The organism is Microbacterium sp. LWO13-1.2 (assembly GCF_038397725.1).
GTDB lineage: Bacteria > Actinomycetota > Actinomycetes > Actinomycetales > Microbacteriaceae > Microbacterium.
Window position 1 is genome coordinate 858,956 of sequence record NZ_CP151634.1, and the last position, 24,131, is coordinate 883,086.

Consider the following 24,131-nt stretch of genomic DNA (forward strand, 5'->3'; position numbering starts at 1 on the left):
ACGGTTCTTCCGGCCTTCAGGCCGTGATGGAGAGGAGACCCGCTTCGACTTCGTATTCGAGCGGCTCTCCGGCGGCGAGGCGGCGGAGCTCGTCGAGCACGGCGCCCGAGAGTCTGCCCAGTTCTCGCCCCAGCGACCCCGCGATGTGCGGAGTCAGCAGGGCGTTGTCGGAGTGGTAGAGCGGATGCTCCGGCTCCAGCACCCACGGAACAGTGACGTCGAGGATCGCGAACAACTCTCCGGCAAGGACCCGGCGGGTGAGCGCATCCTGGTCGAGGAGCTCGCCGCGCGCGGTGTTCACCAGCGTCGCACCGCGGCGCATCAGGCCGATGCCCCGCGCGTCGACGAGGTTCAGCGTCGACGGCAGGGACGGCGCGTGGATCGAGACGACGTCGCTGGTGGAGAGGAGCTCATCGAGCGAGACGGACGAGACGCCCAGTTCTCCTGCCTCGGCGGCGGAGAGGTAGGGATCGTAGACGACCACCTCGTAGGCGTAGCCGTGGAGCATCTCGATGACGATGCGGCCGATCTTCGACGCACCGACGATCCCGATCCGCAGGCCGTAGTTCCCCATGCCGGGGAACGCCGCCTCCACATCGAACTCCTGCTGTTCCGCCTGGTAGCGCGCCGCGATCGGCAGCACCCGCTTGCCGGCCAGGACGATCATCGCGACGGTGTATTCCGCTACGGGCACGGCGTTCACCGCGGCGGCACTGCTCACGGCGATGCCGCGATCGATGACCTCCGGCCCGAGATAGCCCTTCACCGACCCGGCCGCGTGCAGGATCGCCTCCAGCTTCGGAGCGGCAGCCAGGACACCGGCGTCGACGCGAGGTGCGCCCCACCCGGTGACGAGCACCTCGACGTCCGACAGCACGTCGCGCGCGGCATCCGACCCGTACTCCGTGAGGTACCCGGCGATGTCGGCGATCTGCTCGAACTCGACGATGCGATGCGGGGGGAACACGCGCTGGCGGACGGATGCTCCCATCGCGAATGCGATGCGGGGACGACGGCTCACTTGACGCTCCCTGCGGACAGGCCGGAGCGCCAGAAGCGCTGCAGCATCACGAAGGCGAGGATGAGGGGGAGCACCGAGATGAACGATCCGGCGATGACGAGGGTGGAGAACTCGGGGTTCTGCTGCACCTGGCTCTGCCACAGGGCGATGCCGACGCTCGACGGGAACAGATCGCGGTTCTGCAGCATGATCAGCGGCAACATGAAGTTGTTCCAGATGCCGACGAACTGGAAGAGGGCGATCGTCACGAATCCGGGCATCAGCATCGGCATCCCGACCTGGAGGAAGCTGCGTATCGGCCCCGCACCGTCGACCCGGGCGGCCTCGAGCGTCTCCGCGGGGAGGTAACCGGAGGAGAACACCCGGGCGAGGTACACGCTGAACGGGTTGCACAGCGTCGGGATCAGCACCGCCCAGATCGTGTTGGTCAGTCCGGCGGACGCCGCGAGGAGGTACAGCGGGATGACGGTCGCCGTGTTCGGGATGAGCACGCCGATGAGCACGGCGGAGTACAGTCCCCCCTTGCCGCGGAACTCGAATTTGTCGAAGGCGTAGCCGGCCATCAGGGAGATGAAGCCGCCGACGATCGCGCCGCCGCCGGCGTAGAGGATGCTGTTGCCGAGCCACCGCAGGAAGATGCCGTCGTCCTGGACGAGCAGCCGCTGGATGTTGACGAGGAAGTCGCTGCCGAAGGCGAAGGCGTCGCCCGAATAGAGCTCACCCGCGTTCTTGGTCGAGGCGAAGACGAGCCACAGCAGCGGCAGCACCATGTAGGCGGAGCCGATGATCAGGAGCGCGTTGACTCCGAAGACGGAGGGCAGGTGCCGAGAACTGCGCGATCGGCGCGGGCTCCGCGCTGTCTTCACGGATACCGCGGCACGCGTCTTCGGACGGTCGGTCACGGTGGTCATCGCGTCGGCTCCTTCGAGGTGAATCGGGTGACGACCCAGGACAGGACGCCGGCGAGCAGGGCGAGCAGGATGGATGCCGCTGCCGCCTGGGGCAGGTCGTTCCGGTTGAACGCCGCGTCATAGGCCCACATGTTGGGCACCCAGGTACTGGTGACGGCGGTCGTCGCGGACGACAGGATCTTCGGCTCGGTGAACAGTTGCAGCGAGCCGATGACGGTGAACAGCAGGGCGACGCCGATGGCCGGCCAGACGAGAGGGGTCTTGATCGAGAGCGCGGTACGGATCTCGCCGGCGCCGTCGACCTTCGCGGCCTCGAGCACTTCGCGGGGAACCGCCTGCAGGGCGGTGAACAGGATGATCACGTTGTAGCCGGCCCACTCCCACACCGCGATGTTGACCATCGAGGGGAGGACCAGCTGCACCGAAAGGAAATCGAGGGCGATGCCGCCGGATTCGAGTGCCTTCACGATCGGGCTCACGCCCGGCGTGTACAGGTAGGCCCAGATGAGGGCGGCGATCACGCCGGGTACGGCGTGCGGGAGGAACAGGAGCAGCTGGAAGGCGCGCTTGGCGTAGGCGACGGTCGCGTCGAGCAGCAGGGCGAGCACGAGGGCGACGGCGAGCAGTGAGGGAACGTAGAGGATGCAGTAGATCGCGAGCCGGCCGAAGCCATCCGTGAAGGTGCGGTCGGCGAGGACGTCGAGGTAGTTCCCGATACCGACGAACTCGACGGTCGCGCCGCCGAAGCCGAGGCCGCTGCGCTTCTCCGCGAACAGGCTCATCCCGATCGCGTAGATCACCGGGGCGATCATCGTCAGGGCGAACAGGGCGAAGAACGGAATCAGGAAGATCGAGGCGGTGCGCCCTCCCGTGCCCGGGATCGTCTTTCGCATTGTGCGCCGCGGCGCACGGATCTGGCTGGTCATCGTCGATGCCCTTCGATCGGGATCGTGGGGTGGGTGCGTCAAGAGGCCCACCGCACGATCGATCCGGTTACTCCGTGATGTCGAGGCCGAGCTTCTCGAGCCCGTCCACGGTGCTGGTCTGCGTCGCGGCCAGCGCGTCACTCAGGGTGGCGGCGCTCGTGACGGAGTCCTTGAGCGCGGTGCTGGTGAGGTCGTACTTCGGACCCCAGGCCCACGAGCCCAGGTTCGCGGAGGCCTCGTCGAACACCTCGTAGATGTCGTTCGCGTAGTAGTCGGTCGGGGCGACTGCTGCTGCGGTCTCGTTCAAGCCCGGGTACGCGAGGTACGCGGTGCCGACGGCGCCACGCGCCTCGACCGCATCCTTGGAGGTGCTGAGCCACGTGAGGAACACCGCTGCGGCTGCCTCGTTGTCGGAGTCGGCGGGGATGGCGAAGCCGGTGCCGCCGCTCAGCGCGCCGCTGGGCTTGCCGTCCCAGGTGGGAGGGGCCGCTGCGATCCACTTTCCGGCCTGGCCGGCCGCCTCGGTGCGGGTCTTCAGACCGGAGGCGCTCCAGGAGCCGCCGACCCACGCGTTGACCACGCCGCTGTTGAGGTCAGCGGTCCACTCGTCGCTGAATCCGAGCTGCTTCTTGACGAGGCCCTCGTCGATGAGGCGCTGCCAGTACTCGGCGACCTTGTTCGACTTCTTGTCGTCGATCGCGACGTTCCAGTGATCGCTGTCGACGCCGAACCATTCGGCACCGGCCTGCCACGACATCGGAGCCAGCTGTGGCTCGTTGGTGAAGAAGCTGGTGAGGTAGGCGTTCGGGTTCACGGCCTTGACGGCGCGTGCAGCATCCTCGAACTCGTCCCAGGTGGTGGGGACCTCGACGCCGGCGGCTTCGAGGACGTCCTGGCGGTACCAGATGACCATGGGCGGCGCGTCGTACGGCAGCGCGTAGGCCGCGTCTCCGAAGGAGACGAGCGAGCGGACCTGCTCGTCGTACTCGCCGAGGATGTCAGACGAGACGAGCTCGTCGACCGACTTCAGCTGCTCCGCCGCGACGAAGCCGGGGAGACGGTCGTACTCGATGCCGACGACGTCGGGGCCGCTGCCGGACTCGATGGCGGCGGAGAGCTTGGTGTAGCCTCCGTTGGCGCCGTTGGGGATCTCCTCGAAGTTGACCGTGATGTCATCCTGGCTCGCGTTGAACGCGGCGGCGACATCGGCCATGCCGCTCAGCGAGGACCAGAAGGTCACCTCACCGGTGGCGGGAGGAGCGCTCTCGGTCTTCTCGGTCTCGACCGGGGTGGCGCTGCCGGCGCAGCCGGCGAGCAGGGCGGAGGCGACCACAAGGGCGCCAGTGGCGGTAAGGGTGCGACGCAGGGACATCGGCGGGTTCTCCTTTGAATCGTTGACCGTGCCCTTCGATCATTCGACACCCGCGGAGATTAACCTAGACGATTGCTAACTTTCTAACAAAACCTAACATTCAGATGGCGCGGACGGTGGATTCCCTGACCACCAGCGAGGGAAGCAAGGCCATGCGCACGATCGTGTGCGGCGTGCCAGCAACCTGCTTCAGACGGTCGACACAGAGCCGCAGAGCCGCGTGGCCGAGTTCGTGCTTCGGTGGGGCGACGGCCGTCAGCGGCACAGCCGCGAACGCCGAGACCTCGTCGTCGTACGCGATGACCGCGAAGTCCTCTGGCACGCGGAGACCCCGCTCCAGCACCAGATCCACGAACGCCATGGCATCGGAGTCACCGAGGAGAATGGCCGCCGTCACACCCTGCTCGACGCACGTGCTGAGAAGAGCGTCCAACTCCGCGATCTCGGCGCTCTCACCGAAGGGCGGTCGCGCCAGGTCATGACGCAGCGCAACGGCGGACTCCTGATCGATCTCGCCCATGGCACGCCGGAATCCCGCGTCGAGGCCCGCGACCGTGGCCGAAGGTCTCGCCGCGAGCGCGATGCCCGTGTGCCCCTGTTCGGCGAGATGCCGAACCGCCACTTCGGCGCCGTGCGCGTGATCCGTGCGCACCCACTCGAGCCGGCCCGCGATGTGTTCATCCACCGACCGCTCGACCATGACGACGGGCACATCGGCCTGTTCGAGTATCCGCTGCAGCGGCGATCGGTCGACGATCACATCATGCGGAGTGATCATGAGCGCGTCGACGCCGCTGGCGATGAGACGCTCGGCCTGGCGGTACTCCTCTTCCGGCGAGTAGTTCGTCGCGCCCACGACGAGGCGGCAGTTCAATTCCCTGGCGGCCTGGCTCGCTCCGCGGATCACTTCGGGGAAGTAGTAGTTCGTCGTCGGGACGATCATGCCGATGGTCGCGACGGGCCGCGCCCTGGCCACCGAGCCCTGCGTATGCGCCGCCTGCTGCTGGGCCACGGCGAGCGAGATCGCTCCGCCGTGCACGCGCGCCAGCAGACCTCGTTCCTCCAGCACGACCAGATCGCGCCAGAGCGTCATGGGCGTGACGCCGAGGCGTGGCGCCAGCGACGAACTCTGCACCGAGCCACGGAGTTCGAGTTCTCGGAGGATCGCATCGTGGCGTGCAGCTGCGGTCATCCGCTCCTCCGTCAGGATCTTTCGATTACAACAGAACCCAACATAGCCCGGTCCGGATCACCGTGCCTCACGCGTCACCCAGCAGCAACCCTCAGTCGCTGACGACCCAGTCGAACTGGTCGCCGTGCTCTTCGAGCCACGCGTCGACGGCATCCGCTTCCTTGCCCTCGCCGAACTCGTTGACCACGAGATCCTCGAGCGCACCGTACTGCTCATCGTCGAGCTTGATCTGCTCGATCAGCTCGGCCGCCTCGGGGAACTCTGCCGCGAAGCCCTTGGCACCGAGGAAGTGCAGCCCCTCGGCCTCGCCCATCGCGCCCTTCGGGTCTTCGAGGTCCTTCACCGGGAAGGCATCGTTGGCCCAGAACGGCCGCCACAGTGTGACGACGATGTCCTCCTGCTTCTCCGTCGCCGCCTTCAGCTCGGTGAGCATGGCCGCGGTCGACGATGTCACCAGGGTGTACTCGCCGTCGAGGCCGTACGCCGAGAGCATCTCGCCTGCCTGCGCCGTCAGCCCGGCCCCCGGTTCGATACCGATGACCTTGCCGCCGACGTCGCCCCCGCGGCCGGCGAGATCCTCGATCGAGTCGATGTCCGAGTACTCCGGAACCGCGATCGTGAGCTTGGCGTTGGCGTAGTACGTGCCGAGATCCTCGATGTCGTCACCGTACTTCTCGATGTACTCGGCATGGGTGAGCTCTGGCCACGCCGAAGGGTAGAGGTCGACGTCGCCCTGTGCCAGGCCCGCATACAGCGGGCCGGCTTCGGTGAGCGTCTTCATCTCGACGTCGTAGCCGAGCTTCTCGAGCTGATCCTGCATCAGGTAGGCCGTGCTGAGACCATCGGTCCAGCTCGGCAGATAGCCCAGGGTGATCGTGCCCTTGGCGCCGGTCGCACCACTGGTGCCGCCTCCGGTCAGGTCGCTGGTACCGCCCGCCCCGTCGGTCGCGCAGCCGGCGAGAGCGAGGGATGCGACGGCGCCGAGCGCCGCGATGCTCATGAGTCTGTTCTTACGCATTCTGCAGCTCCTTCTCTTCGACGTGCACCGGGGTCGCATCCGCCAGCAGAGCGGATGCCGCGGCCGCGCGCTGCGCCGAGCGACGCTGTGCGAGCATTCCGAGCAGCGACGCCGGGTTCTTGCCCAGCGATCCGAGTGCCGCCGTGACGCGATCGAGGAAGACGGCGATGAGCACGACACCCAGCCCCGCCTCGACGCCCTTGGCGATGTTCACGGTCGAGATCGCCTCGACGACCATCTTCCCGAGGCCGTCGGCGCCGGCCATGCCGGCGATCACGGCCATCGACAGGGCGAGCATGATGACCTGGTTGACGCCGGCGAGGATCGTCGGCATCGCGAGCGGGAGCTGAATGCCCCGCAGGATCTGACCCGGCTTCGCGCCGAACGCCTGACCTGCTTCGACGGTCTCCGAGTCCACTCCGCGGATGCCGAGTTCGGTGAGGCGGACGCCAGGAGGCAGCGCGAAGATGACCGTCGCGACGAGCCCGGGAACCACACCGATGCTGAAGAACACGATCGCGGGAATCAGATACACGAAGGCGGGCATCGTCTGCATGAAGTCGAGGATCGGCTTCAGCACGGTGCGCACCGTCGAATTGCGCGCGGACCAGATGCCGAGCGGTATCGCGATGAGTACCGCGACCACCGCGGCGACGAGCACCAGGGCGAGCGTCTGCATCGCCGGAACCCAGAGGCCCATTGCGACGATCAGCCCGAAGGAGATCACCGTGCCGATGGCGAGCTGCCACGATCGCACCAGCCACGCGATCAGCGCTGCGGCGACGATGACGACGTAGAAGTACGGCAGCAGGAGCAGGAAAGTGAGTCCCTCGACGAGGAAGGTCACGACGAAGGAGATGACGTCGAGCAGGCCGTCGAGGTTGTCCTTGATCCAGTCGACGCCGGATTCGACCCACGTTCCGATGGGGAGATGGAAGTTCATCGCGTCGCCCCCTCGTTCGCGGCCTGGGCTCCTGAGGCGGTCGCCGCCTCAGCAGTCCAGCCGTCATCGAGCACGGCGTCGATCTCGGCCTGCGGCATCGGGAAGAGCGGGAGCGTGAGCTCGCCGGTCGCGCCGGGCCCGGGGCCGAGGGCTGCGAGCAGGGTGACGCGAGGAATGACACCCACCAGGCGTCCATCGGCGTTCGTCACCGCCAGCGGCACGGGCGACTCGACCGACGGGACGAACAGGTTCATCAGCACCTCGTCCTCGTTCACCGCCTGCGGAACAGGCTTGATGATCGATTCGAGCGTCGTCACTCCCTTACGGACGAGCTTGACGGCATCCCGATCGGTGACGATGCCGACCAGCTGACGGTCGCGATCCACGACGTACGTCGCCGACATGTAGGCGTCCCGCATCTGACGCAGCGCCGTACGCGGGCCGGCGGTCGCGGCGACGACAGGGCGAGGGCGCTCCATGACGTTCGCGGCGGTGAGCACACGGGCACGATCGACGTCCTGCACGAACTGCTCGACGTAGTCGTTCGCCGGGTCGGTCAGGATGTCCTCCGGGGTGCCGATCTGCACGATGCGGCCATCGCGCATCACGGCGATCCGGTCGCCGAGGAACATCGCCTCGTTGAGGTCGTGCGTGATGAACACGATCGTCTTCTGCAGTTTCTGCTGCAGTTCGAGCAGCTGCTCCTGCATCTCACGACGGATGAGCGGGTCGAGAGCGCTGAATGCCTCGTCCATGAGCAGGATGTCGCTGTCGGCCGCGAGAGCGCGGGCGATGCCGACGCGCTGCTGCATGCCGCCGGAGAGCTCACTAGGCAGTTTGTCGCCCTGGCCGGCGAGTCCGACGAGAGTCAGGATCTCCTCGGCCTTGGCGAGCCGCTCGGCCCGGGGCGTGCCCTTGAGCTCGAGCGGATAGGCGACGTTGGCTGCCACGGTGCGATGGGGCAGCAGGGCGAAGTGCTGGAAGACCATCGAGATGCGGTCGCGACGGATCTCGCGCAGGCGCGATGTCGGGATGCCGGTGATGGTGTCGCCGTTCACGGTGACGGATCCGTCGGTGGCCTCATGCAGGCCGTTGAGCATGCGGATGATGGTGGACTTACCGGAGCCGGACAGACCCATGATCACGAAGATCTCACCGCGATTGACGGTGAAACTCGCGTCGATGACGGCTGCGGTTCCGGCATCCGCGATGTCGGTTCGGCTCTCGCCGGATTTCAGCCGACGGACGGCTTGGTTCGGATTCCTCCCGAACACTTTGTACAGATGGCGCGCTTCAAGTGCGGTTTCGGACACGTTTCCCCTGCGGCGCGCAGTGATGCGCGCCTGCTTCGGTCACGCCCGGGTGACGTTCACGTGGCCGTCTCGACATGCTGCACTGACGGCGCGGGCGGCGGATTTCGGATCCACCGCAAAGAACATCGACCGTACGCCCGCGCCTCTTCGTAGTGCAGATTTCGAAGGAAGGACGCGGCCGCGGACTGGTCTCGGGCCTTCCGGCCCGCATTCCAACGTAACTAAATGGCCGATCAGGGGCAAATCCGCATATCGACGGAGTGCCGGGTTTCGTCGGCTGACCGGGGGATTGGACGGATGTGCGAAACGAGGTCACCCCCCGCGCGCCGAGCCGCCCTGACGCTCATGCGCGAATCGTGAGCAGGGGATTCCTCAGCCGCGAACGCTCCGCGTGACCGTGAACTTCGGAGTGCGGTGCACCTGCTCGGTCGGGCCGACGATCCTCGTCAGCTCGCCCTTGTATCCGAGGGACGAGTTGTAGACGGTCCAGAGCTCACCACCGGGCCGGAGCAGGCGAGCGGATGCCTCGAACAGGCGGGTCGCTGCGCCGGTGTGCACGCTGTTACCGAGGTGGAACGGCGGGTTGAGCAGCACGATGTCGGCGCTCGCGTCTGCGAGGTCTGACCCGGCGTCGTCGTGGGTCACCGTGACGCGATCGGCGACTCCGTTCGCGGCGACGGTCGCGCGCGCCGACGCAACGGCCGCGGCAGAGCGGTCGGTCGCGACTACGCGGGCGTCGGGGTGCGCGAGGGCATAGGCCACGGCGAGCGCGCCGGTGCCGCAGCCGAGGTCGATGACGGTCGGCGCGTCCTGTGGGGCGTCCATAACTCCGGAAGAATGCGCCGATCCGGCCGATTCCGGGGTGATTTCGGCCGGATTAGGGTCATTTTTCCGGAGTTGTGAACGCCCGAGCAGGGGCAACTGATCGAGCAGCACCCGGGTGCCGATGTCGAGGCGCGCCCCGGCGAAGGCGCCGCCATGCGCAACGAGGATGAGCCCGTCATGCTCCGCCCGCACCGGGAACGGCGGTTCGGCCGGAACCTCGCGCGGCTCGCTCGCCACGATCAGTCGAGACTTCCGCTCCGCACGCTCGGCCTGTACCCGCGCGAAACTGCGACCGAGCACCTCGTTCTGCGCGAGGGTCATGTGCTTGACGCGCCCGCCGGAGACGAGCACGACGTCGGGCGCAGCCCATCGGGCGACGGCGTCTGCGATCTCCTCGAGTTCGGCGAGCGCCTTCGGCAGCTGCAGCAGCACGAGCCGGGCACCGACGAGCAGGTCGCGCTCGAGTTCGTGTTCGCGGAAACCGTCGAGGCCCATCTCGCGCGCGTTACGTGCGAGCGCACGCCGACCGGTGGCCAGATCTTGATGCACGCGGATGCCTCGGAATCCGGCATCCGTCAGCGCCAGGGTGATCGCCCCGTACTCGTCGCCGATCACCGCGATCTCCGGGCCGGCGATGTCGCGCTCTTCGGCGAGCGCAAGCGTCCTCGTGACGAGCACCTCATCAGTGGCATCCCATGCCTGCAGATTATCGGCCTCGACGTCGGGCCAGCGGCGCAAACGGCGGTAGGGGAAGTCCATCCTCCCAGCCTAGGAGTGCGAGTTCGCGACGCGGACCGATCACGTATTCCGTCGCGTGAGCCGACCCGATCCGACTCGCGCGATCGCGCCAGCCGACACCGCTCGCTCGGACTGCCCCTTGCAGAAGAAACACGACCGATACACAATGGTCATCTAATAGATCAAATTGAGCTGTTTGATGGATGCAATGTCGCATCTGAGGGAGATGTCTGTATGACACTGAGAGTTGCCGGACTGCAGCATCACGGGGCACCCGGCGATGTGGACGCGAACCTCGCCATCATCACGGAGGCCGCGCATCACGCCGTCGAGCAGGGGGCCCGCCTTCTCGTGACCCCCGAGATGTTCGTGACCGGGTACAACATCGGCGCCCGCCTCGCGCCCCTCGCCGTCGCCGAGCTGGTCGACCGCGTCGCCCGCATCGCCGTCGAGGCCGACATCGCGATCATCGCCGGCCTGCCCGAGCCGCACCCCGACGGCGGGATCACCAACTCTCTCGTCGCGATCGACCGCGACGGCACTGAACTGCTCCGCTACCGCAAGGCGCATCTGTTCGGCGACCTCGATCGCAACCTGTTCGTGCCAGGCGACACCCTCCCGCCGACCTTCGTGCTCGACGACGTGACGCTCTCGGTACTCATCTGCTACGACGTCGAGTTCCCCGAGGCGGTCCGCGCCGCGGCACTGGCAGGAGCGGATGCCGTCATCGTGCCCACCGCGCAGATGGTGCCCTACGCGCACATCGCCGAGCGCCTCATCCCCGTGCGCGCCTGGGAGAACCAGCTCTACATCGTGTACGTGAATCGGGTCGGCGCCGAAGAGGATCTGACCTACGTCGGGCGCAGCAGCATCGTGTCGCCCGAGGGCGTGAGCCTCGCCGCTCTCGGCCCCACAGAGACCGGACTCATGATCGCCACGATCGATCCCGAAGCTGTCGAACGCGCCCGCCGGAAGAACCCGTATCTGGCAGACCGCCGCACGGACCTGTACTGAACCTCCCTGTCCCGCATCCGGCACCGGATGCTCTGTCGAAAGTGATCTCATGACCGTCTCCCCTCCCACCGAGCCGCATCAGCGTCTCGACGGCCAGCTCGGCACCGGCGCCATCGTCTTCATGGTGATCGCAGCCGCGGCACCGCTCACGGTGATCGGCGGCAACGTCCCGATCGCGATCGGCGCCGGCAACGGCCCTGGCGCACCGATCGGCTTCGCCCTCGCCGCCGTCATCCTGCTCGTCTTCTCGGTCGGTTTCGTCACGATGACGCCGTTCGTGAAGGAGGCCGGTGCGTTCTTCTCGTACGTGACAGCGGGACTCGGCTCTCGACTGGGGCTGGGCTCGGCCTTCACGGCCTTGGTCGCGTATACCGCGATCCAGGTCGGCATCTACGGATACATGGGGTGGGCGGTCGACGACCTCGTGACCTTCTTCGGGGGTCCGAGCCTGCCATGGTGGCTGTACTCGTTCGCGACGATGGCGATCGTCGCGGTGCTCGGCTACCGGCACATCGACCTGAGCGCCAAGGTGCTCGGCATCGCGCTGGCGCTCGAGATCCTGGTGGTTGTCGTGCTCGACGTCGTGATCTTCGCGACGGGCGGGGCGGAAGGCATCGCGCTCGAGACCTTCGATCCGGCCTACGTCTTCTCGGGCGGAATCGGCGTGGCGGTGCTGTTCGCGCTCACCGGATTCATCGGCTTCGAGGCCACCGCCGTGTTCCGCGACGAGGCGCGTTCGCCGGAGCGCACCATCCCGCGGGCGACGTACCTCGCCGTGGTGATCATCGGCGTGTTCTACGCCGTCTCGTGCTGGGCGCTCGTGACGGGCGTCGGCGCCGGCAACGCTGTGGCCGCCGCCCAGCAGACGCTCGCCGGTGAAGGCAATCTACTGCTCGACACCACCACCGAATACCTCGGCCCGATCGTGCGCGACGTCGTGCAGGTCCTCCTCATCACGAGCCTGTTCGCGTGCGTGCTGTCCTTCCACAATGTGATCGCGCGTTACCAGTTCACGCTCGCGCACAAGGCCGTGCTGCCCGCACGGCTCGGTCACCGGCACCCGGCCCACCACTCGCCGGCATTCTCGTCGGTCGTGCAGACGGTCACGGCCGCGATCATCCTCGCCGTCCTCGCTCTGCTTGGTCTCGATCCGCTCGTGGGTGTGTTCGGATCGATGGCGGGCGTGGCCACGGTCGGCATGGTGCTGCTGATGCTCACCACCTCGGTCGCCGTCGTCGTGTTCTTCGCCCGTCGTCCTCAGCTCGCCGCCGGACGCTTTGCGAGAGCCAGGGTGTTTCCGCTGCTCTCGATCGGCGGCCTCGCCTTCGCTCTCTGGCTCGTGCTCTCGAACTTCACACTCGTCACCGGCGGGAGCGCGGCGGTGAGCACAGTGCTCGCGCTCATTCCCGTGATCGCGACGGTGATCGGTATCGTGTGGGGGAAGCGGTTCTCGCTCGACGCGGAACTCGTCGACGACGCCGCCGCATCGGACCACGCGGAGGAGCGCGCGGCACGCTGAGCCGGGGCACCGGGTCGCGGCAGGTGCCCACCTCGAGATGAGACGCACGATGGACCTGACCTCCCCGGCACTCGGTGCCATCCGCCGCACGACCGCCGTCGACACCGTCCGCGCCCGCATCTCACTGGCCGTCGAGCTCGGCATGCTCTCCCCAGGACAGCGGCTGCCGGGGACGCTCGACACCGCTCGCGCGTTCGACGTGAGCGAGATGACGGTGCGTCGTGCCTACCGCGCGCTCAGCGAGGAGCACGTCGTGGTGCGGCGACCTGGTCGTGCGGGCGGCACCTTCATCGCCGATTCCCCCGCGATCGGCACCGTCGCCGAGATCGACGCTTACCGCGCGGACGCCGCCCACGTGCACGCGCTCATCGACCAGCGCGCGGTGCTCGAGGCGGGGCTCGCCGCGACCGCGATCGGATCTGTCGACGATGACGCGCTCGGCCGGCTCGATGCGCTGGTCGACGAGATGCGCGTCGCACCGGACTGGACCGGGTTCCGCACGGCGGACGCCGCGTTCCACGGCGCCCTCGCATCGATGAGCCCGGCCGAGGGCGCCGTGGAGCTGCATCGCCGGGTCACGCACGAGCTGTACACCTACTTCATCCCCTATCGGATCGACTACCTGCGGGCGTCGAACGAGGAACATGCTCGGCTGGTCGACGCGCTTCGCTCCGGAGATGCCGGGGCCGCCAGTCGGCTGGCGTTCGATCACGTCGCCGAGCTGCACACGTCCATGTACGTCGGTCATCCACCCGTCTGAGGCACCGGACCCGCCCCGCGCGCGCCGCCTCCTCGACCTCCCGAGCTACGACGGAGAGCGCGTGGACTCCCGGATCACGAGTCCGGTGGTGAGCACCTGAGAACCAGGCGTGGGCTCGTTCCGCATCATCGTGAGCAGGGCGGCCGCCGCCGCTTCGCCTTTCGCGTCGATGTCCTGACGGACCGTTGTCAGAGCGGGCGAAACGCGGGCGGCCAGCGGGCTGTCATCGAATCCGACGACCGACAAGTCCTCGGGCACACGGATGCTTCTGGCTCTGGCCTGCTCGATCACTTCCAGCGCGGCGAGGTCGGACCACGCCAGGACAGCGGTCGGCGGAGCGTCGAGCATCCGACCGATCCGCGTCTTCAGGATCTCGTCGATCGCCAGGCCCGGCGTTCCGACGATGCGCGGCACGATGCCGCTCTCCGTCAGCGCCCGAATCCAGCCGCCCAGACGCTCGGCGGTGGTCGATGTCGCAGAGGCCAGCACGCTCTCGGAGGGCGGCTCGTCGTCCGCATCGACCGTCGGCACGACGAGCGCGATATCGGAATGCCCCAGGTCGATCAGGTGCTGCGCCGCTTCATGGGCGCCTGTGCTGTTGTCGAGCGAGATGCTCGGCATTCCGGGAATCGGCGCTCCTTCGACCGTCACGACCGGCAGACGGCGCTCCGTCAACGCCGTGACGGCCTTGGTCCGCGGCGTGCAGGAGTAGATGATCGCGCCGTCCATCGCGACGTCGCGCGCAGGAACGACCCCGTCGTGAGACGAGGAGTGCAGGAGGACGAGCGAGTAGCCCGCATCGGCGAGTGATCCCGCCACTGCGCGGACGAACCCGACCGCGACTTCATCTGTGAACGCATCGCGAGGCGAGTTCGTCAGCACCATGCCGACGACTCCCGTGCGGCCCGAGGCCAGCGCGCGCGCTGCAGGGTCGGGGCCGGAGTAGCCCAGCGCCTGCGCGGCATCCATGATCCTGGTCCGAAGATCGGCGGACAGCTGATCCGGGCGCGAGAACGCATTCGAAACCGTCATCCGGCTCACACCGACATGCTCGGCTATGGTCTGCAGCGTCACGCGCGCCATCCCGTCCACCTCCGTCATCATTCTGCCCGACCGAGTCCTATGCGCGTTCGGAGGCGACGGCGGCGCACCTCGGGCGAGGCGGCTCGATGACCTCGGCGGCACGTCGCAGTCCGCGAGCGAGCGCCTCTCGGACTCGCCGTATCGCGACCGCGCGGCGCTGCGCCGCGTAGTGGCGATCGCGGGCGCTCAATGCCTCCCGTCGCCGCTGATCGTGGGGGTCGAGTGTCCCCGCGATGTACTCCGCCGAGACAAGCGCGGAGATCGTCGAGTGGTCCATGATGCTTCCTTTCTGTATCGGTACAGAAAGACGTTACTGTACCGGTACAGACGAGTCAAGAGAAAACTCGATCTCGAATCGGGTTGACACGCTCCCGGGTTCTATGGTTACTTAGTCGAGTAACTAACCCACTAACCGCGGAGGACACGTGATCGAAGAAGGCAAACCCCTCTTCCTCCAGATCGCCGAGCAGATCGAGGACTCGATCCTCGAGGGTTCGCTCGCCGAGGAGGCCCAGGCGCCCTCGACCAACGAGCTCGCCGCGTTCTACCGCATCAACCCCGCAACCGCAGCGAAGGGAGTCGCCGTGCTCACCGACAAGGGAGTGATCTACAAGCGCCGAGGCATCGGCATGTTCGTCTCCGAGGGAGCACGAACTCTGCTGCTCGGCGAACGGCGCGAGGTCTTCGCCGACCGCTACATCGACCCGCTCCTCGCCGAAGCCCGCACGCTCGGCCTCGACGCCTCCGACCTTGCGGCGCTGCTCACCGAGCGCGCCGCCCAGATCACCAACGCAGAAGGGAAGAACCCCGCATGACCACCGTCATCGAGGTGCACAACCTCACCAAGCGCTACAAGAACAAGCGCGCGCTCGACAACGTCTCGCTCACCGTCGAGGGCGGCGCCATCTACGGCCTCCTGGGTCGCAACGGCGCCGGCAAGACGACTCTGATGTCGATCCTCACCGCGCAGAACTTCGCCAGCGAAGGTTCGGTACGGGTGTTCGGCGAGCACCCGTACGAGAACACCCACGTTCTGAGCCGGCTGTGCTTCGTGAGGGAAAGCCAGAAGTACCCCGAGGATGCGACTCCCAAGGTCGCGCTCCGTTCGGCGGCGCTGTTCTTCCCGAACTGGGATCAGGACCTCGCCGACCAGCTCATCGAGGACTTCCAGCTGCCGATGAAGCAGCGGATCAAGAAGCTCTCTCGGGGGCAGCTCTCCGCCGTCGGCGTGATCATCGGCCTCGCTTCCCGCGCCGAGATCACCTTCTTCGACGAGCCCTACCTCGGCCTCGACGCGGTCGCTCGGCAGATCTTCTACGATCGCCTGCTGGCGGATTACTCCGAGCATCCGCGCACGATCATCCTGTCGTCGCATCTGATCGACGAGGTCTCCAACCTCATCGAGAAGGTGATCGTCATCGACAACGGACGCATCATCCTCGACGAGGACACGGATGCCGTGCGCGACCGCGCCGTCACGATCGTCGGCGAGGCCGCGAAGGTCGACGCCTGGACGACCGGGCGCGAGGTGCTGCACCGCGAATCGCTCGGCCGGGTGGCATCCGTCACCATCCTCGGCACGCTGTCGGCCGAAGATCGCGCAGCGCTGAACGCCGAGGGTCTCGATCTCGCACCCGTCTCGCTCCAGCAACTGATCGTGCGCCTGACCCAGAAGGAATCGGGCGCGAACATCCTCGAGGAGGTCCGCTGATGCTTCGCACTCTGAAGGTCATCCGTCTGCAGCTCATCAACAAGCAGACATACATCTGGGTTCCGCTGATGATCGTCGGCGGCTCTCTGCTCATCTCGATCCTCATCTCCGCGATGATCCCGATCGACGAGCCCAAGTACGGTGGCGGCAGCCAGGCTCCGCTGTGGTACTTCCTGTTCGTCGGCATCCAAGCGCTGACGATGACGTTCCCGTTCTCGCAGGCGCTGAGCGTCACGCGCCGGGAGTTCTATCTCGGCACGCTGATCACGGCGGCGCTGACCAGCGCGATCCTGGGCGCGATCTTCATCGTCGGCGGGCTGATCGAGCTGGCAACGAACGGCTGGGGCGTGAACGGGTGGTTCTTCCACCTGCCCTGGGTCTGGGAAGCGGGCCCGCTCGCGGCCGGGTTCGTGTACTTCACCCTGGCCCTGTTCATCTTCATCATCGGATTCACCTGCGCCACGATCTACAAGAGCTGGGGAACGATGGTGCTCACCATCATCGGGCTGGGCCTCGGACTGGTCATGGTCGGCCTGGTGTACCTGGCAACCAGCCTCGAGCTCTGGGGGAATGTCTGGACCGGCATCCTCGACCTCGGTGCCCTCGGCCTCGCGCTGTGGGGGCTCGTCGCCATCGCGATCATGGCCGGGGTCTCGTTCCTCGCCTTCCGGAGGGCGATTCCCTGAGCGCAGGCTCAGCTCGGCCCGGATGCCGCGATCGCACGCTCGTGCGGTCGCGGCATCCTCGTCTGGATTCCCGCGCCGCCCGTCGGTCGCGGTCAGATCCGGTCGTCGGCCGCGAGCAGGTCGAGATCCCAGAAACGGGCGTCCGGAGCGCTGCCGTCATGCGACTCGGCAGCCTCGTCCATCGCCTCGTTGATCCGCTCGAGCAGGGCGTCGAACTCGGCCACGGTCAGCCGCAGCGTCCGCTGAGTGAACGCGCCGTGCACATCGGTGTCCCGGCCCGAGACATACTCCGGCGTCCAGGCGATGACCCGCTGCATCATCGCGTGATGCTCCTCGGCGAGCGCCCGGATCATGACCCCGCTGAGCTCCTCATCGGGCACGGGACTCTCCGGGCCGCCGACGTTGAGCGCGAGCTTCTTCGCCGCCCACACCCGGTCGCGTCGGTCGCGGGCGTGCTCCGGGGCCTCTGCGATGAGACCGGCGTCGGCCAGGACGCGCAGATGGAAGCTCACGCTGTTGGCCGGAACCGACAGGTCGGCGGCGATGTCGGCAGCACGCAGGTGCTCGCGGCGGCCGAACAGCCGGATGATCTGCCGACGGAGCGGGTGACTGTACGCCTTCATCATGGCCGACGTCATCCAGACAGGATCCGGCTTGATTCGCTGCTCCGACATATCGAGAGTGTACCCGCAACGGAAATCGCGCAATAGGCGTTGCGCAATTTCTCTTGCGGATCTACTCTCGAACCATGACGATCGCGCCGCCCCTGCACCGCCTCTCCCGTAACCGGCGCTACCTCGTCTGGCTGATCAGCGACACCAGCAAGGGTTTGGCGGCCTCCCTGTTCGGCTTCGCCATCCCGCTGCTGGCGCTCATCGTGACCGGAGACCCGGCGCAAGCGGGCATCATCGCCGGCGCCGGCGTGGTCACACGCCTGCTCACCACGCTTGCGGGCGGCGTGCTCGCCGACCGGCATCGGCGGATCGCGCTGATGCTGCTCGGATCACTCATCGGCATCGTTCTCGCTGCGGCCTTCACGGTGATCGCGCTCGGCGGAGGGCTCACCTTCTTCACGCTGCTGCTCGCCGACATGCTGCTCGCCGCGCGCAGCGGGCTCTTCGACGTCGCCGGCGAGAGCGCGATCAAGGAGATCGTGCCGGATGCGGCGATGGGACGCGCGCAGGCGGCCAATCAAGGTCGGGATGCGGCCCTCCAGCTCGCGGGCGGGCCGTTGGGCGGTCTGCTGCTCGGTATCGGTGGGTGGGCCGTCGGGGCCGCGATGACCCTCTGCCACCTCGTCGCCGCGGGGACGGCATGGATGCTGCAGCGCGCGATCAGACGCGACCGCAGCGCAGGAGCCGACGCCGACGACGCGCGGCCGACCGCCGAGAAGGACGATGTCACGCCGGTCAGACCCAGCGCGTGGGCCGAGATCCGGGAGGGATTCGAGTGGCTGATGTCGCGCCCGGACCTCGGCGGTGTGCTGCTCATCATCACCATCGTGAACCTCGGGTTCAACGCCGCGACCACCACCGTCGTCTACGCGTTGCAGCAGGCAGGGCACTCGGAAGCACTGATCGGCGCGCTCTCGGCGGCGGTGGGCGCGGTGATGCTGGCGGGCGCGCTGATCGCTCCCCTGCTCGTTCCGCGCATCGGCGCCGGCCCGCTGGCCATCTTCGGAATCATCGGCACCACCGCGGGCGCCGCCGTGGTCTCGATGGTCACAGAGCCGTGGACGATCGCCGTCGTCCTCGGTGCCGCCGTGTTCCTGCTTCCCGCCTTGAACGCGTCGATGATGGGGTACTTCATGGTCGCCACCCCGACACACCTGTTGGGTCGGGCGAACAGCGCAGCCGGCATCCTCGGTATGGGGGCGATGCCCCTCGCCCCGCTCATCGCCGGATTCGGTCTCACCTGGCTCGGCCGCGAGATGACGCTTCTGGTGTGTGCGGCACTGTGCGCCGCAGCCGTCGTCCTCGCGGTCTCCAACAAAGCACTGCGCGCCCTTCCCGTCGAGTCACGGTGGGTCGAGCACGCGAAGCAGTACGAGACACTCCCCTAGGGTGGCGTGAGAGCAGATCTCGGGAGGGGCTCGATGCACAGGTCGAAGTGGTCGAGCACGGTGCTGGAGGTCTTCTGCGCGCTGGTGACGGCGCTCATCCTGACCTGGACCATCGTACACGTCGTCCCGACGACCGTGCACACGCCTGCGCAGCTGCGCGACGTGGCATTCGGGTGGCCGTTCCCCTGGTATCACCAGGATCTCAGCCGCTATGAGCCCGCCACGTTCCCCGACGACATGTACATCGTCGGGGACCGGGTCGATCCGCTTCCCACGACGGTCGACGTGTTCGCCCTGACCGGCGATGTCCTCGTCACGGCGGTCATCCTCTGGCTCGTCGTCGGCGCTCTCATCGCGCTGCTCCGACCGAGGATCACGCGTGCACTCGATGCCAGACGCAAGGCTCATTCACGCGAGACTTGACTCTGACACTGTGGAAGACGGGAGAACTGAGACATGTTGTCAATCGGAGCCTTCGCGCAGATCGGACAGGTCACCCACCGGATGCTCCGACACTGGGACACCGCCGGCCTGCTCGTTCCGGTCCATGTCGACGAGTTCACCGGCTACCGCTCCTACGACCCCTCGCAGCTGGAAAGACTGCACCGGATCGTCGCGCTGCGTCACCTGGGCTTCGGCCTCGACGACATCGCGCTGATCCTCGAGCAGGGGATCGACGCCGACCGGATCGCGGTGCTGCTGCGCGTCCGTCAGGCGGAGGTCGAGGAGGAGCACAGGGTCGCCGCGAACCGGCTCATCGACGTGGAACGCAGGCTCCACCTCATCGAGAAGGAGAAACGCATGTCACCCATCGAGATCATCGAGAAGCCGCTGCCCGCAGTGCGGCTCGCCGCGCACACGGCATCCGTCCCGCAGGCCGAGGTCGGAGACGCGGTCGGCCCGCTGTTCGCAAGCATCGAGGACGTGCTCGGCGACGAGTACGGAGCACTGTCGACCCCGATCGCCCAGTACCGGCTCACCGAGGACGGCATGGAGATCACCGCCGGATACGCCTACAACGGCGACCGTCGCGCGGACTTCGAGTTCGTCGATCTGCCCGCGGTCGAGGTTGCGATCTGCGGCGTGCACCTCGGCGCCATGGACGGCATCCGGGAGAGCTGGGATGCCGTGCACTCCGAGATCCTCGCGCGCGGCTACGTGCCCAACGGCCCGTGCCGCGAGCTTTACGTGCGCGCGGTGTCGGAGGACCAATCTGACTGGGTCACCGAACTGCAGCAACCCGTCGCGCGGCCCTGACCCGGCATCCGCATTCCGGTGCGACCTGCAGGACCGATGCACACCTGCAGGACGACACGCCGTCGGATGCTCCGACAACCGTGATCTGATCATGCAGGTCGTACGGCCCGACCGCCTGTGCCCGCCGGCTACTCCGCGAGCAGCACCTCGTAGCCGGCGGCGCGCAGCGCCGCGACCTCCGCCGCATCCGCTCCGACATCCGTGATCACGGTGGGGAACAGGTCAGCCCCGCCGACCGCCGTGAAGGCCGTGATGCCGAGTTTGCTGCCGTCGGTGACGACCACGGCGCGGCGCGCGCGCTCGGCCATCAGCCGGTTCACCGCGGCTTCGCGCTCGTCCTGCGTGGTCGCTCCGCCTTCGGCATCCAGCCCGTTGACCCCGATGAACGCGATATCGAGCCGCACTCCGCGCAGCAGCTGCTCGACGAACGGGCCGACGAGTTCGTAGCTGCGGGAGTGGATGACGCCGCCGGTGACGACGACCTTGATGTCGGGACGGGTGGCGAGCTGAGCGGCGATGTTCACCGCGTTCGTCACCACGGTGATGCCGCGGACCGCAAGGTCGTCTCTCGCGGCGAGCGCTGCGGCGATCGCCGTGGTGGTCGTGCCTCCGGACAGGCCGACCACGGTGCCTGGCGCGACGAGAGCGGCCGCGGCCTGGGCGATGCTCTCCTTCTCGTGTGTGCGCAAGTGGCTCTTGTACCGGATCGGCAGCTCGTAGGCGACGGTCTGCGCCACCGCTCCGCCATGCGTGCGGGTGAGCAGGCGCTGCTCGGCGAGGCTGTCGAGGTCGCGTCGCGTCGTTGCCGGAGAGGCCCCGAACTGCTCGACGAGGTCGTCCACCGTGACCTCGCCGGCGACCGCCAGCAGGTCGAGGATGCCGTTCAGGCGGGCTGCCCGCTTCATGCCGACGCTCCGCGGAACGGGTGCGCAGCGCGGGTCATGAGCGCACCGCGACGTCTTGCAGCGTGAACAGCTGCAGCATCCGGCTCGCCTCTGCCGCCAAGGCGTCCCGCGCGGGTGCGAGGTACTTGCGCGAGTCGACGAGACGCTCATCGGCCGAGAGCCGTTCTCTGACCGCCCTGGTGAAGAAACCGTTCAGGTGCGTCGACACGTTGATCTTCGTCATTCCGGCGCGCACGGCGTCGGCGATCACGGCATCAGCGACCCCGGAGGAGCCGTGCAGCACCAGGGGCACCACCAACGCGGCATGCAAACGTGCGATGAGCTCGAGGTCGAGAGAGGCCGTCCTCGCCGTCATCGCGTGCGAGGAGCCGACCGCCACGGCGAGGGCATCCACGCCGGTGGCGGCGACGAACGCGCGGGCCTCGTCGGGGTCGGTGCGCACGCCGGGTGCATGTGCGCCGTCCTTGCCGCCGACCTCGCCCAATTCACCCTCGATGTAGACGCCGGCGGCATGCGCTCGCTCGGCGACCGCGGCGGTCAGGGCGACGTTGTCGTCGTACGGCAGGGCTCCGCCGTCGAACATCACCGAACCGAAGCCCAGCGCGATCGCCTCGTCGACGAGGTCGGGCCGCTCTGCATGGTCGAGATGCACCGCCACCGGAGTCGTGGCTCGGCGCGCGACAGCGAGCGTCGCCAGTGCGATCGGCTCGAGTCCGCCGTGATAGTCGGCGCAGTTCTGCGAGATCTGCAGGATCACCGGCAGCTGCGATCGCTCCGATGCCCGCACCAGCCCCTCCGCGGTCTCGAGATGGATGACGTTGAACGCGCCGATCCCGGTGCCGGCGGCGGATGCGGCGGCGATGAGGTCGCGGGCGCTGGCAAGAGTCATTCGGGGTCCTTCGGGTCGTAGTCGTGCGAGGGAGACGCGGGCTCGGCAGGCAGTGAACGGATCTCGACCGCGCGCTCCAGGTCGGGCCAGCTGCTGTGGATCTCGCCGGCGAGCGGCATCAGCACGGCCGCCGCCGACCACGCGGTCGCCCGGCGGAGGATCTGCTCGGGGTCGTCCACTCCTGCATCCAGCAGCACCGCACACGCGGCGACGGCTGCGTCGCCGGCTCCGGTCGGATTGCCCGCGAGCGATGCGGGGAGGCGAGCGTGGAGGATATGCAGCGATTCGGCGGCGCCGTCCGCTGACCCGGCCGCGCTGATCGCCAGCATCCCGTCGGCTCCTCGAGACAGCAGCACCATGGATGCTCCGCGATCCAGCAGCACCCTGGCGCCCTCGATCGGATCGTCGAGGCCGGTGGCCTCAGCGAGTTCGGCGGCATTGGGCTTGAGGACGGATGCTCCGGCATCCGCCGCCTGCAGCAGGGCGGGGCCGGAGGTATCGACGATGACCGGAACGCCGGCATCGCGGCCGATTCCGATCAGGAGGGGCAGCAGAGTGTCAGGGGCACCGGGCGGGAGGCTGCCCGAGATCACGAGCACCCCGGCACCAGGCAGCCCGTCGGCGACCTCGCCGACGAGCATCGCCCATTCCGCGTCTGTCGGGTTGAGCCCGCGCTCGTTGACGACCGTCGTGTCGCCGAGACTCTCGTCCACGAGCGCGATGCTGCGCCTGGTGGAGCCGGCGACCGGTACCAGCCGATGCGGAACGCCACTCGCCTGCAGCTCGGCCGCGAACTCCTCGCCGGTGCGCCCGCCGACGGTGGTGATCGCTCGCGCACCGGCACCCTGCGCATGCGCGACCCTGGCGACGTTGAGGCCCTTGCCGCCGGCGCGGGCCACTGCGGCATCCGCACGGTGCGTCTCGGCGACCCGGATGCTGTCGAGGTGCCAGGTGAGATCGAGCGCCGGGTTCGGTGTGACCGTGAGGATCATGCGATCTCCCGTGCGCGGAGGGCGGCTCCGAGGATGCCGGCGTTGCCGGAGAGCTCGGCCGGCACCAGTTCGGGGATGCGATGGAAGCTGAGACGCGCGGCGAGACGGGCCCGCAGTTCGTCGAACAGCGCGCCGCCGGCCCGGGAAAGGCCTCCGCCGATCACGATCGCCTCCGGTGCGACGACCGCCGTGATCTGCGCGAGCGACATCGTGAGGGCATCCAACGCGGAACTCCAGATCTCGGCGGCGACCTCATCACCGGCCGCCGCGCGGGCGATGACGTCCTTCGCACCGTCCGGCGTGACGCCGGTGGCTTCGCGGTAACGCCGCGCGATGGCACCGGCCGACGCGACCGCCTCCAGGCAGCCGCGCGCACCGCATGCGCACAGCGGCCCGTCGGCGATCGGCGAATGCCCGATCTCGCCCGCGTAACCGCCGGCGGTGTACGGCACTCCGCCCACGAGCAGAGCACCCGCGATCCCGGTGCCGATGACGAGGACGACCGAGTTCTGGTACGCACGCGCTCCGCCGAGCCGGTGCTCGGCCCAGCTGGCGGCGCGCACATCGTGATCGAATGCGACCGGGAGTCCGAGCCGCGCTGCAGCGAGGTCACGCAGGGGCGAGTCATGCCAGCCGAGATTGCTCGCGAAGACGCCGAGCCCGGCATCCGCGTCGACGATGCCCGGAACGACCAGCCCCGCCGCCTGCGGCACCACATTCGGATACGCGGCGCGCAGCTCGGCCGCGAGCACGCCGAGTCGCTCGATCAGAACCTCGGTGCGGTCGCCCTGAGCCACCGGGGTCGGGGTGCGCCGCAGACCCCACGCGGTGCCGTCGGCATCGAACAGCGCCGACTTGATGTCGGTGCCGCCCACGTCGAAGGCCAGCACGGGGGCGCCGGCGCCGAGCGAACGGACCTCGGCGAGGGTCTCGCCGGAGGCGTCGCGCTCGACGTCCGGCACCGCCGCATCCTCAGGCGTGGCCATCACCGATC

The 24,131-nt window shown here is 67.9% G+C and carries 25 protein-coding genes; 9 read left to right on the forward strand and 16 right to left on the reverse strand.

Features of this window, described 5'->3' with window-relative positions; all coding sequences use genetic code 11:
• Window positions 1–16 precede the first annotated feature (16 nt).
• The 9 genes from MRBLWO13_RS04050 to MRBLWO13_RS04090 all read right to left on the reverse strand — a co-directional run bounded on the left by MRBLWO13_RS04050 (window position 17) and on the right by MRBLWO13_RS04090 (window position 10,280).
• Window positions 17–1,021, reverse strand: a complete 1,005-nt coding sequence (locus MRBLWO13_RS04050; protein ID WP_341976517.1) for a hydroxyacid dehydrogenase — start codon at window positions 1,019–1,021, stop codon at window positions 17–19.
• A complete protein-coding gene (locus tag MRBLWO13_RS04055) occupies window positions 1,018–1,932 on the reverse strand; it encodes a carbohydrate ABC transporter permease (RefSeq protein ID WP_341976518.1) in 915 nt (304 codons plus the stop codon). Before MRBLWO13_RS04055 ends, MRBLWO13_RS04050 begins: the two co-directional genes overlap by 4 nt.
• Complete coding sequence (locus tag MRBLWO13_RS04060; RefSeq protein ID WP_341976519.1) at window positions 1,929–2,858, reverse strand: sugar ABC transporter permease; 930 nt, start codon at window positions 2,856–2,858, stop codon at window positions 1,929–1,931. Before MRBLWO13_RS04060 ends, MRBLWO13_RS04055 begins: the two co-directional genes overlap by 4 nt.
• Before the next feature lie 67 nt (window positions 2,859–2,925).
• Entirely contained in the window at window positions 2,926–4,230 is a 1,305-nt protein-coding gene (locus MRBLWO13_RS04065) for a sugar ABC transporter substrate-binding protein (protein ID WP_341976521.1), read from the reverse strand.
• Window positions 4,231–4,330: 100 nt separating this feature from the next.
• A complete protein-coding gene (locus MRBLWO13_RS04070) occupies window positions 4,331–5,422 on the reverse strand; it encodes a substrate-binding domain-containing protein (RefSeq protein WP_341976522.1) in 1,092 nt (363 codons plus the stop codon).
• A gap of 91 nt (window positions 5,423–5,513) precedes the next feature.
• Window positions 5,514–6,440, reverse strand: a complete 927-nt coding sequence (locus MRBLWO13_RS04075; RefSeq protein ID WP_341976524.1) for a glycine betaine ABC transporter substrate-binding protein — start codon at window positions 6,438–6,440, stop codon at window positions 5,514–5,516.
• Window positions 6,433–7,383, reverse strand: a complete 951-nt coding sequence (locus MRBLWO13_RS04080; protein ID WP_341976526.1) for an ABC transporter permease subunit — start codon at window positions 7,381–7,383, stop codon at window positions 6,433–6,435. Before MRBLWO13_RS04080 ends, MRBLWO13_RS04075 begins: the two co-directional genes overlap by 8 nt.
• Complete coding sequence (locus MRBLWO13_RS04085; protein WP_341976527.1) at window positions 7,380–8,696, reverse strand: glycine betaine/L-proline ABC transporter ATP-binding protein; 1,317 nt, start codon at window positions 8,694–8,696, stop codon at window positions 7,380–7,382. The genes MRBLWO13_RS04080 and MRBLWO13_RS04085 overlap by 4 nt, the downstream gene beginning before the upstream one ends.
• Window positions 8,697–9,068: 372 nt before the next feature.
• Entirely contained in the window at window positions 9,069–10,280 is a 1,212-nt protein-coding gene (locus MRBLWO13_RS04090; protein WP_341976529.1) for a methyltransferase, read from the reverse strand.
• 213 nt (window positions 10,281–10,493) lie between these two features.
• Here MRBLWO13_RS04090 and MRBLWO13_RS04095 point away from each other — a divergent pair, with 213 nt between their 5' ends.
• From MRBLWO13_RS04095 to MRBLWO13_RS04105, 3 genes are read left to right on the forward strand one after another with little or no spacing between them, the layout of a single operon-like run.
• Window positions 10,494–11,273, forward strand: coding sequence for a carbon-nitrogen hydrolase family protein (locus MRBLWO13_RS04095; protein ID WP_341976531.1), 780 nt, complete (start codon window positions 10,494–10,496; stop codon window positions 11,271–11,273).
• A 49-nt stretch (window positions 11,274–11,322) separates the two neighbouring features.
• Window positions 11,323–12,792, forward strand: a complete 1,470-nt coding sequence (locus MRBLWO13_RS04100; RefSeq protein WP_341976533.1) for an APC family permease — start codon at window positions 11,323–11,325, stop codon at window positions 12,790–12,792.
• Between the two features lie 49 nt (window positions 12,793–12,841).
• Complete coding sequence (locus tag MRBLWO13_RS04105; protein WP_341976534.1) at window positions 12,842–13,552, forward strand: FCD domain-containing protein; 711 nt, start codon at window positions 12,842–12,844, stop codon at window positions 13,550–13,552.
• Between the two features lie 45 nt (window positions 13,553–13,597).
• Here MRBLWO13_RS04105 and MRBLWO13_RS04110 read toward each other — a convergent pair whose 3' ends face one another.
• Window positions 13,598–14,635 carry a LacI family DNA-binding transcriptional regulator gene (locus tag MRBLWO13_RS04110; protein WP_341976535.1) on the reverse strand — a complete coding sequence of 346 codons (1,038 nt, stop codon included), beginning with the start codon at window positions 14,633–14,635 and terminating at the stop codon, window positions 13,598–13,600.
• A 37-nt stretch (window positions 14,636–14,672) separates the two neighbouring features.
• Complete coding sequence (locus MRBLWO13_RS04115) at window positions 14,673–14,912, reverse strand: hypothetical protein (RefSeq protein ID WP_341976536.1); 240 nt, start codon at window positions 14,910–14,912, stop codon at window positions 14,673–14,675.
• Window positions 14,913–15,060: 148 nt separating this feature from the next.
• On the opposite strand from MRBLWO13_RS04115, the gene MRBLWO13_RS04120 reads away from it, so the two are divergent.
• The 3 genes from MRBLWO13_RS04120 to MRBLWO13_RS04130 are packed head-to-tail and all read left to right on the forward strand — an operon-like array spanning window position 15,061 to window position 17,032.
• Window positions 15,061–15,450 (forward strand): GntR family transcriptional regulator, encoded by a 390-nt coding sequence (locus MRBLWO13_RS04120; RefSeq protein WP_341976537.1) that lies wholly within the window; start codon window positions 15,061–15,063, stop codon window positions 15,448–15,450.
• Window positions 15,447–16,346, forward strand: coding sequence for an ABC transporter ATP-binding protein (locus tag MRBLWO13_RS04125; protein WP_341976538.1), 900 nt, complete (start codon window positions 15,447–15,449; stop codon window positions 16,344–16,346). Before MRBLWO13_RS04120 ends, MRBLWO13_RS04125 begins: the two co-directional genes overlap by 4 nt.
• The gene (locus MRBLWO13_RS04130; RefSeq protein WP_341976539.1) at window positions 16,346–17,032 is read left to right on the forward strand and encodes a hypothetical protein; all 687 of its coding nucleotides are present in this window, start codon (window positions 16,346–16,348) and stop codon (window positions 17,030–17,032) included. Before MRBLWO13_RS04125 ends, MRBLWO13_RS04130 begins: the two co-directional genes overlap by 1 nt.
• 92 nt (window positions 17,033–17,124) lie before the next feature.
• On the opposite strand, the gene MRBLWO13_RS04135 is transcribed toward MRBLWO13_RS04130, so the two are convergent.
• Window positions 17,125–17,706, reverse strand: a complete 582-nt coding sequence (locus tag MRBLWO13_RS04135) for a helix-turn-helix domain-containing protein (protein ID WP_341976540.1) — start codon at window positions 17,704–17,706, stop codon at window positions 17,125–17,127.
• Window positions 17,707–17,780: 74 nt separating this feature from the next.
• Here MRBLWO13_RS04135 and MRBLWO13_RS04140 point away from each other — a divergent pair, with 74 nt between their 5' ends.
• Genes MRBLWO13_RS04140 through MRBLWO13_RS04150 form a run of 3 tightly spaced genes read left to right on the forward strand, consistent with a single transcriptional unit; the run spans window position 17,781 to window position 20,351 of the window.
• Window positions 17,781–19,094: an MFS transporter gene (locus MRBLWO13_RS04140; RefSeq protein ID WP_341976541.1), complete on the forward strand. Its 1,314-nt coding sequence runs from the start codon at window positions 17,781–17,783 to the stop codon at window positions 19,092–19,094.
• Window positions 19,095–19,127: 33 nt separating this feature from the next.
• On the forward strand, window positions 19,128–19,517 hold the full coding sequence (locus MRBLWO13_RS04145; protein ID WP_341976542.1) for a hypothetical protein: 390 nt from the start codon (window positions 19,128–19,130) through the stop codon (window positions 19,515–19,517).
• Between the two features lie 33 nt (window positions 19,518–19,550).
• Window positions 19,551–20,351 (forward strand): MerR family transcriptional regulator, encoded by an 801-nt coding sequence (locus MRBLWO13_RS04150; RefSeq protein WP_341976543.1) that lies wholly within the window; start codon window positions 19,551–19,553, stop codon window positions 20,349–20,351.
• A gap of 128 nt (window positions 20,352–20,479) precedes the next feature.
• On the opposite strand, the gene MRBLWO13_RS04155 is transcribed toward MRBLWO13_RS04150, so the two are convergent.
• Genes MRBLWO13_RS04155 through MRBLWO13_RS04170 form a run of 4 tightly spaced genes read right to left on the reverse strand, consistent with a single transcriptional unit; the run spans window position 20,480 to window position 24,123 of the window.
• Window positions 20,480–21,256, reverse strand: a complete 777-nt coding sequence (locus tag MRBLWO13_RS04155) for a DeoR/GlpR family DNA-binding transcription regulator (protein ID WP_341976544.1) — start codon at window positions 21,254–21,256, stop codon at window positions 20,480–20,482.
• A gap of 34 nt (window positions 21,257–21,290) precedes the next feature.
• Window positions 21,291–22,145 carry a class II fructose-bisphosphate aldolase gene (locus MRBLWO13_RS04160; protein WP_341976545.1) on the reverse strand — a complete coding sequence of 285 codons (855 nt, stop codon included), beginning with the start codon at window positions 22,143–22,145 and terminating at the stop codon, window positions 21,291–21,293.
• The gene (locus tag MRBLWO13_RS04165) at window positions 22,142–23,137 is read right to left on the reverse strand and encodes a hexose kinase (RefSeq protein WP_341976546.1); all 996 of its coding nucleotides are present in this window, start codon (window positions 23,135–23,137) and stop codon (window positions 22,142–22,144) included. The genes MRBLWO13_RS04160 and MRBLWO13_RS04165 overlap by 4 nt, the downstream gene beginning before the upstream one ends.
• Window positions 23,134–24,123: an ROK family protein gene (locus MRBLWO13_RS04170; protein WP_341976547.1), complete on the reverse strand. Its 990-nt coding sequence runs from the start codon at window positions 24,121–24,123 to the stop codon at window positions 23,134–23,136. Before MRBLWO13_RS04170 ends, MRBLWO13_RS04165 begins: the two co-directional genes overlap by 4 nt.
• Window positions 24,124–24,131: the final 8 nt, after the last annotated feature.

What these genes read in the sequence shown, in the direction of transcription:
- MRBLWO13_RS04130 (WP_341976539.1), top strand. Translation starts at nt 16,346, where the DNA reads ATGCTTCGCACTCTGAAGGTCATCCGTCTGCAGCTCATCAACAAGCAG.
- MRBLWO13_RS04110 (WP_341976535.1), bottom strand. Translation starts at nt 14,635, where the DNA reads ATGGCGCGCGTGACGCTGCAGACCATAGCCGAGCATGTCGGTGTGAGC.
- MRBLWO13_RS04105 (WP_341976534.1), top strand. Translation starts at nt 12,842, where the DNA reads ATGGACCTGACCTCCCCGGCACTCGGTGCCATCCGCCGCACGACCGCC.
- MRBLWO13_RS04140 (WP_341976541.1), top strand. Translation starts at nt 17,781, where the DNA reads ATGACGATCGCGCCGCCCCTGCACCGCCTCTCCCGTAACCGGCGCTAC.
- MRBLWO13_RS04145 (WP_341976542.1), top strand. Translation starts at nt 19,128, where the DNA reads ATGCACAGGTCGAAGTGGTCGAGCACGGTGCTGGAGGTCTTCTGCGCG.
- MRBLWO13_RS04070 (WP_341976522.1), bottom strand. Translation starts at nt 5,422, where the DNA reads ATGACCGCAGCTGCACGCCACGATGCGATCCTCCGAGAACTCGAACTC.
- MRBLWO13_RS04135 (WP_341976540.1), bottom strand. Translation starts at nt 17,706, where the DNA reads ATGTCGGAGCAGCGAATCAAGCCGGATCCTGTCTGGATGACGTCGGCC.
- MRBLWO13_RS04075 (WP_341976524.1), bottom strand. Translation starts at nt 6,440, where the DNA reads ATGCGTAAGAACAGACTCATGAGCATCGCGGCGCTCGGCGCCGTCGCA.
- MRBLWO13_RS04165 (WP_341976546.1), bottom strand. Translation starts at nt 23,137, where the DNA reads ATGATCCTCACGGTCACACCGAACCCGGCGCTCGATCTCACCTGGCAC.
- MRBLWO13_RS04095 (WP_341976531.1), top strand. Translation starts at nt 10,494, where the DNA reads ATGACACTGAGAGTTGCCGGACTGCAGCATCACGGGGCACCCGGCGAT.
- MRBLWO13_RS04065 (WP_341976521.1), bottom strand. Translation starts at nt 4,230, where the DNA reads ATGTCCCTGCGTCGCACCCTTACCGCCACTGGCGCCCTTGTGGTCGCC.
- MRBLWO13_RS04100 (WP_341976533.1), top strand. Translation starts at nt 11,323, where the DNA reads ATGACCGTCTCCCCTCCCACCGAGCCGCATCAGCGTCTCGACGGCCAG.
- MRBLWO13_RS04150 (WP_341976543.1), top strand. Translation starts at nt 19,551, where the DNA reads ATGTTGTCAATCGGAGCCTTCGCGCAGATCGGACAGGTCACCCACCGG.
- MRBLWO13_RS04170 (WP_341976547.1), bottom strand. Translation starts at nt 24,123, where the DNA reads ATGGCCACGCCTGAGGATGCGGCGGTGCCGGACGTCGAGCGCGACGCC.
- MRBLWO13_RS04155 (WP_341976544.1), bottom strand. Translation starts at nt 21,256, where the DNA reads ATGAAGCGGGCAGCCCGCCTGAACGGCATCCTCGACCTGCTGGCGGTC.
- MRBLWO13_RS04090 (WP_341976529.1), bottom strand. Translation starts at nt 10,280, where the DNA reads ATGGACTTCCCCTACCGCCGTTTGCGCCGCTGGCCCGACGTCGAGGCC.
- MRBLWO13_RS04115 (WP_341976536.1), bottom strand. Translation starts at nt 14,912, where the DNA reads ATGGACCACTCGACGATCTCCGCGCTTGTCTCGGCGGAGTACATCGCG.
- MRBLWO13_RS04160 (WP_341976545.1), bottom strand. Translation starts at nt 22,145, where the DNA reads ATGACTCTTGCCAGCGCCCGCGACCTCATCGCCGCCGCATCCGCCGCC.
- MRBLWO13_RS04060 (WP_341976519.1), bottom strand. Translation starts at nt 2,858, where the DNA reads ATGACCAGCCAGATCCGTGCGCCGCGGCGCACAATGCGAAAGACGATC.
- MRBLWO13_RS04080 (WP_341976526.1), bottom strand. Translation starts at nt 7,383, where the DNA reads ATGAACTTCCATCTCCCCATCGGAACGTGGGTCGAATCCGGCGTCGAC.
- MRBLWO13_RS04055 (WP_341976518.1), bottom strand. Translation starts at nt 1,932, where the DNA reads ATGACCACCGTGACCGACCGTCCGAAGACGCGTGCCGCGGTATCCGTG.
- MRBLWO13_RS04125 (WP_341976538.1), top strand. Translation starts at nt 15,447, where the DNA reads ATGACCACCGTCATCGAGGTGCACAACCTCACCAAGCGCTACAAGAAC.